General features: G+C 66.7%; 12 protein-coding genes. 6 read left to right on the top strand and 6 right to left on the bottom strand.

Annotation, left to right across the window (positions count from 1 at the left end; translation table 11 throughout):
* Positions 1-122 precede the first annotated feature (122 nt).
* Both Q1J95_RS09035 and Q1J95_RS09040 read left to right on the top strand, forming a co-directional pair.
* On the top strand, positions 123-557 hold the full coding sequence (locus Q1J95_RS09035; protein ID WP_300267184.1) for a PTS sugar transporter subunit IIA: 435 nt from the start codon (positions 123-125) through the stop codon (positions 555-557).
* A 14-nt stretch (positions 558-571) separates the two neighbouring features.
* Positions 572-1,726, top strand: coding sequence for a mannitol-1-phosphate 5-dehydrogenase (locus tag Q1J95_RS09040; RefSeq protein WP_300267185.1), 1,155 nt, complete (start codon positions 572-574; stop codon positions 1,724-1,726).
* Here Q1J95_RS09040 and Q1J95_RS09045 read toward each other — a convergent pair.
* Entirely contained in the window at positions 1,695-3,458 is a 1,764-nt protein-coding gene (locus Q1J95_RS09045) for an Ig-like domain-containing protein (protein ID WP_300267186.1), read from the bottom strand. The two genes, Q1J95_RS09040 and Q1J95_RS09045, sit on opposite strands and share 32 nt — an antisense overlap.
* Before the next feature lie 113 nt (positions 3,459-3,571).
* On the opposite strand from Q1J95_RS09045, the gene Q1J95_RS09050 reads away from it, so the two are divergent.
* Positions 3,572-6,313, top strand: a complete 2,742-nt coding sequence (locus Q1J95_RS09050; RefSeq protein ID WP_300267187.1) for a LuxR family transcriptional regulator — start codon at positions 3,572-3,574, stop codon at positions 6,311-6,313.
* A gap of 14 nt (positions 6,314-6,327) precedes the next feature.
* Here Q1J95_RS09050 and Q1J95_RS09055 read toward each other — a convergent pair whose 3' ends face one another.
* Entirely contained in the window at positions 6,328-7,194 is an 867-nt protein-coding gene (locus Q1J95_RS09055; protein WP_300267188.1) for a hypothetical protein, read from the bottom strand.
* 263 nt (positions 7,195-7,457) lie between these two features.
* Here Q1J95_RS09055 and Q1J95_RS09060 point away from each other — a divergent pair, with 263 nt between their 5' ends.
* From Q1J95_RS09060 to Q1J95_RS09070, 3 genes are read left to right on the top strand one after another with little or no spacing between them, the layout of a single operon-like run.
* On the top strand, positions 7,458-8,747 hold the full coding sequence (locus Q1J95_RS09060) for an NAD(P)/FAD-dependent oxidoreductase (protein ID WP_300267189.1): 1,290 nt from the start codon (positions 7,458-7,460) through the stop codon (positions 8,745-8,747).
* Positions 8,744-9,694: a bile acid:sodium symporter family protein gene (locus Q1J95_RS09065; protein WP_300267190.1), complete on the top strand. Its 951-nt coding sequence runs from the start codon at positions 8,744-8,746 to the stop codon at positions 9,692-9,694. The genes Q1J95_RS09060 and Q1J95_RS09065 overlap by 4 nt, the downstream gene beginning before the upstream one ends.
* A complete protein-coding gene (locus Q1J95_RS09070) occupies positions 9,691-10,653 on the top strand; it encodes an SDR family oxidoreductase (protein WP_300267191.1) in 963 nt (320 codons plus the stop codon). The genes Q1J95_RS09065 and Q1J95_RS09070 overlap by 4 nt, the downstream gene beginning before the upstream one ends.
* Before the next feature lie 3 nt (positions 10,654-10,656).
* Here Q1J95_RS09070 and Q1J95_RS09075 read toward each other — a convergent pair whose 3' ends face one another.
* The 4 genes from Q1J95_RS09075 to Q1J95_RS09090 all read right to left on the bottom strand — a co-directional run bounded on the left by Q1J95_RS09075 (position 10,657) and on the right by Q1J95_RS09090 (position 14,898).
* Positions 10,657-11,793: an adenosine deaminase gene (locus Q1J95_RS09075; RefSeq protein WP_300267192.1), complete on the bottom strand. Its 1,137-nt coding sequence runs from the start codon at positions 11,791-11,793 to the stop codon at positions 10,657-10,659.
* A 62-nt stretch (positions 11,794-11,855) separates the two neighbouring features.
* Positions 11,856-13,190, bottom strand: coding sequence for a thymidine phosphorylase (locus Q1J95_RS09080; RefSeq protein WP_300267193.1), 1,335 nt, complete (start codon positions 13,188-13,190; stop codon positions 11,856-11,858).
* Positions 13,187-13,603, bottom strand: a complete 417-nt coding sequence (locus Q1J95_RS09085; protein WP_300267194.1) for a cytidine deaminase — start codon at positions 13,601-13,603, stop codon at positions 13,187-13,189. Before Q1J95_RS09085 ends, Q1J95_RS09080 begins: the two co-directional genes overlap by 4 nt.
* A gap of 14 nt (positions 13,604-13,617) precedes the next feature.
* Positions 13,618-14,898 (bottom strand): ABC transporter permease, encoded by a 1,281-nt coding sequence (locus Q1J95_RS09090; RefSeq protein WP_300267195.1) that lies wholly within the window; start codon positions 14,896-14,898, stop codon positions 13,618-13,620.
* Between the last annotated feature and the right edge of the window lie 148 nt (positions 14,899-15,046).

Raw genomic sequence — 15,046 nt, forward strand, 5'->3', positions numbered from 1 at the left:
CAGTATGAAGAGGTCGTCGAGATGGTGCGCGAGCAGAAGCAATCCGGCGAGTAATCCCATCGGTGGGGCGGATGCTCGAAGCATCCGCCCCACCACCGATCCCCCAGGCATAAGGAGACATCATGAGCGTTCTGACAATCGGCCAGATCCGCATCCACCCCGGCTCCGTCACGCAGGACGAGGCCCTGCGTGAGGCAACCGACATCCTCGTCAGCGCTGGTGCTGTCACCGATGACTACGTCGATGCGATGCGTCAGCGCGAAGCGACGGTGTCCACGTACATGGGCAACGGGCTGGCCATTCCCCACGGCACGAACGAGACGAAGGAATCGATCCTCGCCTCTGGCCTGTCGGTCGTTCGCTACGACGGCGGCGTCGACTGGGCAGGCGAGCAAGCGACCTTCGTGATCGGCATCGCCGGTCAGGGCGATGAGCACCTTGAAATCCTGTCTCAGATCGCGATCCTGTTCTCCGATGAGGACGACGTGGCAAAGCTCAATGCTGCGGCGACCCCCGATGAGCTGTTCGCACTGCTCTCTGCCGTCAACGAATCATGAGCGGTGAACGAAGGATGAAAGCGGTTCACTTCGGTGCCGGAAACATCGGTCGCGGCTTCGTCGGGCAGCTTCTGCACGAGGGCGGCTACGAGCTTGTCTTCTCGGACGTCGCCGATGCGCTCGTGGACGCTATCAACGCCACGGACTCGTACACCGTGCATGAGTCCGGCCCCGGTGGCGTCGATCGCGTCGTGACCGGCTACCGTGCTGTCAACAGCAAGAATGACCCGGATGCTGTCGCCCACGAGGTCGCGACCGCCGATGTCGTCACGTGCGCTGTCGGCCCGACCGTACTGAAGTTCATCGCACCGGCGATCCTCGACGGGCTCGCGCAGCGCTCGGATGATCTCGCACCGCTGACGATCATGGCCTGCGAGAACGCGATCGGTGCGACCGATCAGCTGCGCGCCGAGATCGAGCGAGCGGCCGGAGAGGCCGCAGGCACGCTGACGCGGCGCGCGATCTTCGCCAACACCGCCGTCGACCGCATCGTTCCGGCACAGCCTGAGGGCTCCGGCGTCGACGTCACGGTCGAGCCGTACTTCGAATGGGCCATCGAGGCCGCACCGTTCGCGGGCGATCTGCCGAACATTCCCGGTGCGCATTTCGTCGACGAGTTGGGCCCGTACATCGAGCGCAAGCTCTTCACCGTGAACACCGGGCACGCAGCCACGGCGTACTTCGGCGCTATGGCGGGCGTGGAACGCATCTCGGAGGCTCTCGCGGACCCGACGATCGCCGCACGGGTGAGCGCCGCGCTCGAAGAGACCTCCGCGATGCTCACTGCCGTGCACGGGCTGGACGCAGACGAGCTGGCGACGTACCGCGCGACGATCCTCGACCGCTTCCGCAATCCCGCCCTCGTCGACACAGTCCAGCGGGTGGGCAGACAGCCGCTTCGCAAGCTCTCGCGCAGCGAACGATTCATCGGCCCCGCCGCACAGGCCGCGGAACTCGGCCTGTCGACCGCCGCGCTCGTCACCGCGGTCGCTGCGGCTCTCGCATTCGATGATCCCTCCGATGAGCAGTCCGTCGAGTTGCAGCAGATGCTGCACACGGAATCCGCAGACGTGCTGACCACGACCGTCACCGGGCTGGAGCCGGAGCATCCGCTCTTTCCGGCAGTGCGCGAGAAGTTCAGCGCCCGCGCCGCCGAACTCTCAGCCTGAGAGTCACGAGCGCGCCGCCGATCAGCAAAGCAGCGGCGACGATGAACGGCCACGGTCCGATCTCACCGCCGGTGCCGGGAAGCATCCAGATGGCGGCGTCGCGATCGATGCTCGTGTCACCGCCGGCATCACCATCGGAATCGCCGCCCGCAGCACCGTCGGCGGGGCCACCGCCTGTGTCCGTGGGCAGGCACTCCGACGGCATCACGATCTCGCCCCAGCCGTAATCTGTGCCCTCGCTGTCGTAGATGCTCAGTTGCAGCATAAATCCGTCTTCACTCGGCACCGCCATCGTCGGGTGATCGGCGAGATCGAAGGTCCATACACCTGCCGAACCGCTCACATCATGACCGGTATGCAGCGCCTGCGCGCTGACGAGCGTGGTGATGGCGCCGTCGCCGTACGATTCGATATCGGCCAGCGCGGTCACCGGTCCGATGTCGAAGGTCTCGACCTGGAGCGTGCACTCGTCGATGCTCGTGCGGATGCTCTGATAGTCGGCCCAGTCAGCTCCATTGACCTCGAACCACGGCGATGGGGCAGGCTCGGCCTCTTCAACCGTGAACGAACGAACCGCGGTCTCCACTCGCTCTTCCGCCGACGTGGCGGAACGCGCGTATACCACCGAGACCTGCCACCACCAGGTCTCTCCCGGAGTCAGCAGCCTACTGGGCACCGGCTGAGTCGTGCCGCTCGGACGGTACTGCACGGGTGTCGCCGTCAGATCGGCACTCCCGGCGATTGTCACCTCCTGGCGCAACACGGTGAGCCTCGGGTCGATCTCGGTATCCCATGTCAGGTCGAACGGCGTCGCCGGTACGATCGCCCCGTCCGCCGGGGTGAGGGCCGACACCACCGGATCGGGCACGGGAGATACCGCATCGCGCACCTCGACGTCGTCGATGGCGACGACATGGCTCAGCGTCTCATCGCAGGTGGTGATATCCGCCGCGACAGCAGCGCCGTTGCCCTCTTCATCGAGCGCGGTGACACACAGATCATAGGTACCCACCACAAGAGGAGAGAACATCTCTATCGATGAGAAAGGCTCATCGAACGTCGTGTTCTGATCGGTGTCCTGATAGGTATACGGGCCGGTCGATGTGCCATCTCGCAGGTAGAAGGCGACGCCAGCGACGCCGCTGCCCGGGTCGCTCGCCGAGAACGTCAGGGTGAAACCGCCGACCACGACCTCCCCGGACGACGGGGCCCCCACGCTCAGCACCGGCGGATCGGGGTCCATCGGCGCGACGCCGTTGGACCCGTTGGGTGTCACGTCGGCTGCATCGCGGATCTCCCAGCGGGTACTGCCGTCATGCGAGCGCGCATAGCTCTGACCGGGAGCGAGCGCCGGTACCGTGACCGTATCGATCGGTACGGCGGGATCTGAGCCATAGAGCATGATCGTGTCGCCGGAGTCGTTGATCGCGTCAGAGCCGTCAGCACTCCAGCGAATGAGGAAGAGTCCGGTCATCTGCCCGCAGCCGTCATCCAGCACAGCACCGCTGCCGGTCTCAAGCCCGCACACGATCGCACCCGGAGTCGACCCGGTCGGATCGTGTACCTCGACCCATTCGTCGCCGGTCTCCGAGTTCGAGACGACCTCGTTGATCACTGCGTGGGTCGTGATCGTCCCCGCCTGCGCCGCCGGAGCGAGGACGAGCGCCGACAACACCGCTGTACCCGCTATCGTGACGACGGCAGCGATCTTTGAGAGTCTGCTCGTGCTCATTCTGGACATGCTCGTTCCTCCCCAGTGGTGGCCGTGACCATTGCCCCACAGAATCCACAGCGAGCGCATCCGTAGCCGCTACCGGGGTCTGCGCTCCTTGGTACGATCCTGAAATGGCTCTGACCCGCGATGGCATTCTCCCCGGGGGGTCCACGCTCATCGGTCGCGAGGGCCTGCTCGAACGCCTCACGGGTGCGCTTTCGGATGCCGTGAGCGGTGCCGCACGGACGCTCGTGGTACGCGGCACCGCCGGGGTGGGAAAGAGCGCCGTGCTCTCGGCTTTGGCTCAAGCCGCGATCTCCACCGCGCGGGTGTTGATGGTCTCGGGGCATCCGGCCGAACATCAGCTGCCGTACGCGGGCGTGCACCAGCTGATGCACGCGGCAGGTGAGTCCACCGATCAGCATGCGCACGGCACAGATCCGCTGCGTGACGCGACGAACGTGCTGCGCCTGCTCACGCGCCTCGCCGATGAGCGTCCGCTGCTGGTGCTCGTTGATGATGCCCACTGGCTCGACAGCGCCAGCAGACGCGCGCTGGTGTTCGCTGCCCGCCGACTCGAGGCCGAACGTGTGCTGCTGGTGTTCGGACTGCGCACCGACGAGGACGTCGACCTGGGCGTGGGCGAGACGATCGATCTGGCACCGCTGAGCACCGATGAATCATTACAGCTGCTCGCCGAGTTGCACCCTGATCTCAGCGCGCGAGTCGCCGCGAAGATCTCTGAGAATGCCGCAGGGCTGCCACTCGCGCTGGCCGAGATCCCGGCCGACCTCACCACCGCGCAGCGCACCGGCAGCGAACCGCTTCCCGAGGTGATGCCGCTGGGTCCGACGCTGACCGGACTGTTCGCCAAACGGATCACTGCGCTGTCGGATGCCGCGCGCCTGGCCCTGCTGGCGGTGTCATTCGAGCCTCTAAACGCCCAGGAGCAGCACAGCGCGCTGCACGCACTCGGCGTCACCATTGACGAGCTTGACGATGCCGAGCGCGTCGGGCTGGTGCGTTTTGCAGAGGGACGCTGTGCGTTTCGGCATCCGAGCGTGCCCCGGGCGATGCAGAACCTGGCCCGTGCGCGAGAGACCGCCGCCGTCCATCGCGCCTTGGCCACAGCCCACCCGCACGATCCGATCCGCAGCGCCACACATCTGCTGCATGACTCCGCCGCTGATCCGCGCACGATCCTGCCGTTGATTCTCGCGGGCGCTCGCGACGCGGTGCGCCGAGAGAACCCCGTCGCTGCGGCGCGGCTTTGGCATGCAGCGGCGACGCTTTCGAATCGCCTCGGCGAGCACTCGAATGAGCGCCGACAGCTCCGCGCCGCGATGGACGCGTACCTGCGAACGGGCGCCGCTGCCGAAGCACGTGCCATCATCGACCGTCTGCTGCCCGATGCCACAGACACCTTCGAACGTGCGCAGCTGCTCCGCACGCTGCTGTCGATCTCGCTGTGGACCGTGTCCTCACCCCCCGAGGACAGCGCCTGGTTCGAACAGCAGGCCCTGTCTATGCGTGATGATGACGACGCTCGGGTGAGAGCAGCAGGCCTCGATCTGCTCGCGGGTCTCGTCACCGGCGCACTGGGGATCGGTCGCTACGCGCAGGCGCACCGTCTCGCGAAGCAGCTGTCCGCGGGAGCGGCCACACCGACACTCGAGCAGCAGCTCCTCGTCGATGTCACGGCGGTGATGGTCGCAGCAGAAGGAGCCGGAAAGGTGCTGCGGGGCGACTGGCTCAGGCAGTATCCCTGGGAACGCATCCTCGATCCGAGCACTGCGGCAGGCTTCATCACCGTTGTGCTGGGGTGGATGGGCGAGCACGCCATCGTCGACGATGTCATCGAACGTTGTCGCGACGTGATCGACCAGCACGGGCCATCGGCGTGCGGACTCTACGTGACGGCGTCCATGAGCGGGACCCGTGATCGCGCTCAGGGGCATTGGAGTCGGGCGCTCGCCGGGTTCGACAGCCTCGAACGCCTCGTCATCGATACTGACTTCACCGCCCCGTACCCTTTCATCGCTCTTCGGCACGCCTATCTGCTCGCCGCGATCGGCGACGCGTCCGCCTGCGAGCAGATTCGCAGGAAGGCGCGCGAGCGTGCACCACTGTGGACAGACATGATGCAACACCTCGATGACTGCGTCGCGGGTCTGCTCGCCCTCGCCCATCGTGATTTCGCACGCGCCGCGACGCATCTTTCAGCGGCAGGACGCATCGAAAGAGCTCTGGGACTGGTGCCATCGGGGTATCTGTCACGCGTACCGGACGCCTTCGAAGCCGCGTGGAGGCTGGGAACCCACGAGGACGCACTCGCGGAACTGGAGCAATTCGAGTCGGCCATGGACGCCGTAGGGCATTCCTCCCTGCGTGCTCTCGCAGTGAGAAGTCGCGCCTTGATCGCACCGGCGGCACAGATGGATACCGCCTTCGCCAGAGCCGTCGAACTGCTGAGCGGTGAGAAGGATGGCTTCGAGACGGCGCGCACCCGTCTGGTCTGGGGAGAGCGGCTACGCCGGGCGCGACGCAGGGCGGATGCCCGCGAGCAGCTTTCTCTCGCACAGGAGTCGTTTCTCCGTCTCGGCGCGAGAGTCTGGGCAGATCAGTGCGACTCCGAACTCGCCGCTTGCGGTGTGCGCCGGGCCGCGCCGGCCAGCGCGTCCGCAAACGCAGCGTCAGCGCTCACACCTCGAGAGTTCGATGTCGCCCGCGAGGTTTCTGCCGGAGCGACCAATGCCGAGGTCGCACAGCGACTGTTCATCTCAGAGCGCACGGTCGAATACCACCTGCAGAACGTCTTCCGAAAACTCGGCCTGCACAGCCGCCACGAGCTCGCGGGCGCTCTGAACGAGTGACGCTCCCGAGCCGATCAGGGCAGCGCGTCCGCGAGCATTCCCGCCAAGGCGATGGCTTTGCTCTCATCGGCGGCGGCGTCTCCCGATCTGACCGATGCCATCACGGCCCACTCTCCGATCACCGCCGCCGCTGTGCTGCCCTGGGTGCTGAAGCGGAACATGCCCAGCGTCCCCTGATGCACGTCGATCGTGTAGCCGTCCATCTGCACTTCGCTGGCCGGCGCGGCCCCCTGAAGGATCTCGTCTGACACCATCGTCACAGACCCGACGATAGCTCCGACGTGGCTGTCACCGGCTTCCCACTGGCACTCCACCGTCGCCCCGCCCCAGCGCTGAGATGTGCCGGCGGGGACGGATTCGAACACTGATCCGAGCGACGCAGGATCGACCACCGCGCACACATCGTCGATCACGGGCGCGGTGAGCCCGAGATCGGCACCACACTCCTGCTGCAGGTGGACGCCCACCGCTTCGACGCCACCGGGAAGCAGTACCAGTGTCGCGAAGCCCTCTTCGTCGTCGAGCTGGGGCGCGCCACCGTCTGCGCTGGCGAATGCCTCCTCGAAGACGCCCATCGCACCGGTGAGGAACTCCCAGGGTTCCGCGATGTCGGCGGGCGCGGGCACCTCGGTGAGGATCGTCTTCGCCGTGGACACCGCCTCTGCTCCGACACTCGGATCAGCGCTCTGATCCTTGATGATCAGCAGCGCCTCGCCGAGCCCGTCTGTCGCCGTGCAGAATCCATCGTCCTCGGATGCCTCCGCCTCAGGCGTCTCCTCGGACGAGGCCACGGATGCGGCGTCCGCCTCCGTGTCAGCGCTGCTCTCCCCCGCCGACGGACCGCATCCGGTCAACAGCGCGATCAGCGCGATCGCCGCCACACCGGACGCTATTTCCGTTGAACTGCGTGCCCTGCGTCGCATATGAACTCCCCGTGTTCCGCGCGTGAAGCGTCCCCGCGCTGTTTGAGCCGACGCTAGTGCGCTGGACCGGGTCTTCGCATCCGCAGCGACTACCTGTACGTGAGCGCTCATCGGGCGACGGGTTCGGATCCTGCGCGTGCACCCGATAACATCGCAAGCAGTCGCTATCCGTCACAGCGACCGGCACCCGAAGCCGAGCACGACGAAGTGCGGGAGGACGAATGCAGACGTACGCCGTCGTCGGCGCGGGCCCTTCGGGGCTCGCCGCGGCCAGAGCGCTCAGCCGTCGCGGCATCGCCGTCACCGGCTTCGAGGCTTCGAGCCGCGTCGGGGGCCTGTGGGACATCGAGATCCCGCGCAGCACGATGTACGAGTCGGCGCATCTGATCTCGTCGCGCACCACGACCGAGTTCCACGAGTTCCCGATGCGCACCGCCGCCGACTATCCGGGCCATCGCGTGCTGCGTGAGTACTTCCAGGACTACGCCGACCAGTTCGACCTCACCGGCCTGTTCCGGTTCGACACGCGCGTCACGCGTCTCGAGCCCCGCGATGGCGGATGGGACCTCACCGCCGACGGTCCCAACGGCGTCACCACCGAGTGGTACGCCGGCGTCGTGCTCGCCAACGGCACGCTCGCCGAACCCCACGTGCCGCGTTTCGACGGCGAGTTCACGGGTGAGATCCTGCACACGAGCGCGTATAAGGACGCCGCGCACCTGGCAGGCAAGCGCGTGCTCATCATCGGGGCGGGAAACTCCGGCTGCGATATCGCGGTGGACGCTGTGCACCATGCGGCATCCGTCGACATGAGCGTCAGGCGCGGCTACTACTTCGTGCCCCGCTACCTCTTCGGCCGCCCGAGCGACACCCTCAACCAGGGCCGTCCACTGCCGGCTCGGATCAAGCAGGCGGTCGATTCGCGGGTGTTGAAGATGTTCACCGGCGATCCGGTGCGCTTCGGGTTCCCGAAGCCCGACTACCGCATCTACGAATCGCATCCGATCGTGAACACCACGGTGCTGGGTCACCTCGGACAGGGTGATCTGCGCATCCGTGCCGACATCGCCCGCTTCGATGGGCATACCGTGCGCTTTCGCGACCACACGAGCGACGACTACGACCTCGTGCTGCTCGCCACGGGTTACACCCTCGACTACCCCTTCGTCGACCGCGAGCATCTGCACTGGCGCGGGGCGTCACCACGGCTCTTCCTCAACGTCTTCCCCGCCTCGTTCAACGGGCTGTACGTGATGGGCATGATCGAGGCATCCGGCATCGGCTGGCAGGGACGCTATGAGCAGGCCGAGCTGCTGGCGGCGTACCTCGGAGCCGTCGAGACCGATCCCGCACGTGCACAGCGCTTCCGCCAGCGCGTGGTCGGCGCGCCGTGGCCCGACGTGACCGGAGGCTACCGGTATCTGAACCTCGATCGGATGTCGTACTACGTCAACAAAGACGCCTACCGTGCGGCCGTCCGCCGCGAACGCACGGCGCTGGAGTCGGCATGAACGTCGACGATGTCGTCCTCAGCTTCACCCCGGGCTCGCTGACACTGTTGAACATCGTTCTCGGGCTGATCATGCTCGGCATCGCGCTCGACACGGCCCCGAGTGACTTTCGGGCGGTGGTGAAGCATCCGAAGCCGTTCATCGTCGCGATCCTCGCCCAGCTGTTCCTTCTTCCCATCGTCACCTTCGCGCTCACACTCGTTCTTCCGGTCACGGCGTCCATGGCGATGGGGATGATCCTCGTCGCGTGTTGCCCGCCGGGGAACATCTCACAGGTGCTGACCCATCGCGCAGGAGGCAATGTCGCGCTGTCGGTGTCGATGACCGCTGTCGGAAATCTGCTGTACATCATCGCGATGCCGCTGAGCATCGCCTTCTGGGGGTCGCTGCACCCCGCCGCCAGCGAGGTGCTCCGGCAGGTCGCGCTGGATCCGGTCAAGATGCTGCTGGAGATCGTGCTGATCATCGGGCTCCCCTTCGCCGTGGGCCTGCTGGTGCGCGCGAAGCTGCCAGAGATCGCCGCCAGGGCGCACCCGTTCGTGAAATGGTTCAGCCTGATCGCGCTGGTCGGGTTCATCCTCGTCGCGCTCGTGGGCAATTGGTCGGTATTCGTCAGCGTGCTCGGCATCATCGTGCTCGTCGTGACAGTTCACGATGCTGTCGCGCTCGCACTCGGCTACGGCACCGCGGCGCTCGGCGGGCTCGGCACCCGCGAGCGCAAGGCCATCACCTTCGAGGTCGGCATCCGAAACGCCGGACTCGGCCTTGGACTCGTCTTCGCGTTCTTCGACGGCCTGGGCGGCATGGCCATCGTCGCGGGCTGGTGGGGCATCTGGGATATCATCGCCGGACTCATCGTCGCGGGACTCTGGGCGCGGCACACGCGGCGGCGCGCGGGAGAGGCAACCGGTGACGCGACCGGACGCGCACAGGTGCCGTCATCATGACTCGGGTGCTCATCACCGGCGGGGCAGGGTTCCTCGGTTCGCATGTCGCCGCCGCACTTGTCGCGCGAAATGACGTCGACCTCGTCGTCGCGGCTGACCTTCGCGCGCAGACACCGCGTCCCGGCATCCGTGAAGCGATCCTCGACGTGACCGACGCTGGCGCCATCGCGCCCCTGCTGCGCGAGCACCGCATCGACACCGTCGTGCACCTCGCAGCGGTCGTGAACCCCGGCCGTGACGTCGAAGCGGAGTACCGGGTCGACGTCACCGGAACCGCCAATGTGCTCGCGGCATGCATCGATGCCGCAGTCACGCGCATCGTCGTCTCCAGCTCCGGCGCCGCCTACGGCTATCACGCCGACAACCCGGAGTGGATCGACGAGACGCATCCGCTGCGCGGAAACGATGCCTTCCCGTACTCGCGACACAAACGCCTGGTCGAGGAGATGCTCGCCGACTACCGTGTGCGCCATCCTGAGCTGGCGCAGGTGATCTTCCGCATCGGCACGATTCTCGGCCCCGACGTGCACAACCAGATCACCGAGCTATGGGAGTCGCGTCGCATCCTGCATCTGGCCGGAGCCGACTCTCCGTTCGTCTTCATCTGGGTCGACGATGTCGCCGCAGCCATGGTCCGTGCCGCGACCGACGGCCCCGTCGGCATCTTCAACGTCGCCGGCGACGGCCGGCTCACCGTCGGCGAGATCGCCGCACGCCTGGGCAAGCCCTTGCTGACGGTGCCGGCGTGGGCGCTGTCTGCCGCGCTGCGCGTGGGTCGGATGCTGCGCCTCACCGTGCACGGCCCCGAGAAGATCCCATTCCTGCGCTATCGTCCCGTGCTGTCGAACACGCGACTGAAGAGTGAGTTCGGGTTCACGCCGACACGCACGAGCAGCGAGGCGTTCGAGGAGTACCTTCAGACGCATCACGTGCTCGCCCGCGGCGAGCACGCGAACTGAGGGTCAGTCGACCCGGAAGCCCTCAGCGATCATCGCAACGAGCTCTTCACGCTCTTCCACCGGCAGGAACACCGCCGACGCGGCGTTGAACTGGAAGGTCTCCAGATCGTCGAGGTCGTAGCCGAAGGCATCGACGAGCAGTGCGAGCTCACGCGTGAGCGAGGTGCTGCTCATGGTGCGATTGTCGACGTTGACTGTGACGGCGAAGCCCAGCTGGTACAACAGGTCGAACGGGTGATCGGCGAGCTCGCTTCCCCACGCCTCGATCGCGCCGGTGTGCACGTTCGACGACGGTGCCAGCTCCAGGGGGATCTCCCGGTCGCGCACCCAGCGCGCGAGATCGCCGAACTTCACCTGAACCTCGTCGCCGGCGCGGTTGACGACGTCGAGGTCGCTGACGATGCGCACGCCGTGCCCGAGCCGCAAGGCCCGACCATCGAGCAGCGCGCTGCGGATCGACGCGAGCCCCGCCGCCTCTCCGGCGTGCACCGTGACGGGCAGGAAGTTCTCGGCGAGCAGGTCGAAGGCCGCGCGGTGGTCGGCGGCGGGAAATCCGTCTTCCGGGCCGGCGATGTCGAAGCCGACGACGCCGCTGTCACGGTGATCGAGCGCGAGCTCGGCGATCTCGAACGACCGGTCGCTGTGGCGCATGGCGCTGAGAATCTGGCCGACGCGGATGCTGTGACCGTCGCGGTCGGCGATGTCCTCGCCCTCTTCGATTCCCTGTTGAACGGCTTCGACGGCATCGTCGAGCGAGAGACCACGTGTCAGGTGCTGCTCCGGCGCCCAGCGCACCTCACCGTAGATCACGCCGTCATGGGCGAGGTCTTCGACGAACTCGCGCGCCACGCGGGTGAGGTTCTCTGCCGTCTGCATCACGCCGACGGTGTAGTCGAAAGACGTCAGGTAGTCGACGAGGGAATCCGAATCGCTCTGCCGCACGAACCAGTCGGCGAGGGCGCGTTCACTGCGCACCGGCCCCTTCGAGGTTCGCGGCAGCTCGATTCCGCTCTCGGTCGCCAGCTCGACGATCGTCGCCGGGCGCACGGCGCCGTCGAGATGATCGTGCAGCGAGATCTTTGGCAGCGAACGCAGCGAGACGCCCTCGACTGCGATGTCACCATCTGAGGCGATCGACATGGAAATGTGTCCTCTCCGAAGACCGACGCATCGCCGATCCCAGCGAGCGGCGTTGCTCCAGCCTACGCGGTGATGCGTTCGCGAACGAGCGGTGCGACCGCCGATGTCGCATTCGCGTCGTCCGCCAGCGCCCATGCCCCCTCAAGGGCCGCCAACGCACGCGGAAAGCGCCCCTCATCGTCTGCGGAGAGTGTGAACACTGCCTGGCCGGCCGAGACCCGTTCCCCCGGCTTCACGTGCAGATCGATGCCGGCGGCATGCACGACCTGATCCTCCGCACGCGCACGCCCCGCGCCCAGGCGCCAGGCGGCGATACCGAAGGGCAGAGCGTCCATGCGCGAGACGACGCCGTCGGCCGTGGCCGTGACGACATGGGTCTCGCGCGGCGTCGGCAGCGGCGCATCCGGATCACCGTCCTGCGCTCGAATCATCGCGTTCCAGGTGTCCATCGCACGTCCGTCATCCAGCGCCGCCTCGACATCGGCATCCGGGTGACCCGCCAGAGTGAGCATCTCGCGGGCCAGCGCGACGGTGAGCTCGCGCACATCGGCGGGTCCGCCACCGGCGAGAATCTCCACCGACTCGCGCACCTCGTTCGCGTTGCCGATCGCCAGGCCCAGCGGCACGTTCATATCGGTCAGCAGTGCGGTCGTCGCCACGCCCGAGTCTGTGCCGAGGGCGACCATGGTCTGCGCCAGCTCACGAGCGCGATCGATGTCCTGCATGAACGCGCCCGAGCCGAACTTCACGTCCAGCACGAGGGCATCCGTGCCCTCGGCGATCTTCTTCGACATGATGCTCGACGCGATCAGCGGGATCGCCTCGACGGTGCCGGTGACGTCACGCAGGGCATACAGCTTCTTGTCGGCCGGGGCGAGTCCGGAGCCGGCCGCGCAGATCACCGCGCCGACGTCACCCTGCAGCTGCGAGAACATCTCCTCGTTCGACAGCGCGGCACGCCACCCGGGGATCGACTCGAGCTTGTCGAGCGTGCCGCCGGTGTGCCCGAGCCCGCGGCCGCTGAGCTGTGGGACCGCGACGCCGAAGCACGCGACGAGCGGCGCCAGGGGCAGCGTGATCTTGTCGCCGACGCCGCCGGTGGAGTGCTTGTCGACGGTCTTCTTGCCCAGGTTCGCGAAGCTCATCCGCTCCCCCGAGGCGATCATCGCGTCGGTGAGCACGCGGATCTCGGAGCGTTCCATGCCGCGCTGGAAGACTGCCATCGCGAACGAGGCCATCTGCGCGTCAGAGACATAGCCGCGGGTGTAGGCGTCGACCATCCATCGCAGTGCCTTCTCGCCTACTGTCCCGCCGTCGCGCTTCGCGCGGATCACGTCGATCGCATCGAACGGCTCGACACCACCGCCCGCTGAGCCTGTCGACGTGTCGTCGCTCATCGTGCTTCCTCCGCCCCGTGGGTGTGCCCGAGGGCACGCGGCCCGAACGCATCGGGCAGCACTTCGTCGATCGTGCGGATACCCGACACCGTCTCCAGGAGCATTCCCGGCATCGCGTGCTCGAACAGCAGCTGACGGCACCGGCCGCACGGCATGATCGTCTCGCCGTCGTTGTTGACGCAGATGAAGGCGACCAGCTGACCGCCGCCAGACATGTGCAGGTCGCCCACCAGGGCGCATTCGGCGCACAGCGTCACCCCGTACGAGGCGTTCTCGATGTTGCATCCGGCGACGATTCGGCCATCGCCCACGAGGGCGGCGGCCCCCACGCGATAGCGAGAATACGGCGCGTAGGCCTTCTGCATCGCCTCGGTGGCGACGACGCGAAGCTCGTCCCAGTCGATGTCTGTCATGTCTCCTCTAAGGTCTAACTCTTGATATACGGCTCGCCCGAGGCCGCCGGCGGGCGCGAGCGGCCCACGAGACCGGCGACGGCGAAGATCGTCACGATGTACGGCAACATGAGCATGAACTGGCTGGGCACCGGCGAGCCGATGACGCTCAGCACACCCTGCAGGTTGGTCGCGAAGCCGAACAGCAGTGCGGCCAGGGTCGCTCTGATCGGGTCCCACTTGCCGAAGATCACCGCGGCGAGGGCGATGTACCCGGCTCCCGCTGTCATCTCTCGGCCGAACTGCGGGTTCGTGACCAGCGTGTAGAACGCGCCGCCCATTCCGGCGATGGCGCCGGCGAGGATCACGTTCCAGTATCGGGTCGACACGACCTTGATCCCGACTGTGTCGGCGGCCTGCGGGTGCTCGCCGACCGCACGCAGACGCAGGCCCCAGCGTGTGCGATACAGCCCGAACCAGACGAGGAACACCGTGACGTACATCAGGTACACGATGATCGTCTGGCGAAACAGCACCGGTCCCAGCACGGGAATCTCGCTGAGCACCGGAATCGGAAGCTCGGGGAACAGCGGAGGCGAATTCAGCGCTGCATCGTTGGGGTTCAGCACCTGACGGTAGAGGAAGGTCGTCAGTCCTGCCACGAGGACGTTCAGCACCACACCCACGATGATCTGGTTGACGAAATAGGTGATCGCGAACACGGCGAGCACGCTCGACACCAGTGCACCCGCGACCATGGCCGCGACCAGGCCCGCCCACGGGCTGCCCGTAGCAGAACCGACCACAGCGGCCAGGAAGGCGCCCGCGAGCAGCTGCGCCTCGATGGCGATGTTGACCACGCCGACGCGTTCGCCGATGACGCCGCCCAAAGCGCCGAAGATCAGCGGCGTGGCCAGCGCAAGAGCGCCGCCCAGCAGACCGATCATCGGAAGCGTGCCTCCCGCCGCAGCCCAGGACAGGAAGCCGATCATCAGGAACACGGCGTACACCACGGTCAGCCATAGCGGCAGCCTGCGATGTGCGCGCGTCCAGATGATCGAAACGATCGTGACGGCGGCGAGCAGCACGACGCACGCCCACGCCGTGGGGGTGGCGGGGATGACGACCTCGGGCAACTGGATGACAGCACTCGCCGAGCGGACGAGCCGGAACGTGCTGTCGCCCTCGCGGGGCGCGAGCAGCGGCAGCAGAGCGAACAGCACCGTGAACAGGCCGAAGATGATCGGCGTCTTCCACGAGCTGATGGTGACGTGGCGCTTCTCGTCGCTGACGACGGCTTCTGCCGTGATGGTCATGACGCCACCTCCTCGGCGATCTGCGCCTGGTTCTTTCGCTTCTTCTTGGGCTTCTTCTTCCGCGCTCCGGGCTGCGGCAGCCCGAAGATCGCGCGCACCAGCGGAGGCGCGGCGATGAACAGCACGATCAACGACTGCACGACCAGCA

It is taken from the genome of Microbacterium sp. (assembly GCF_029263575.1).
Taxonomy (GTDB): Bacteria; Actinomycetota; Actinomycetes; order Actinomycetales; family Microbacteriaceae; genus Microbacterium.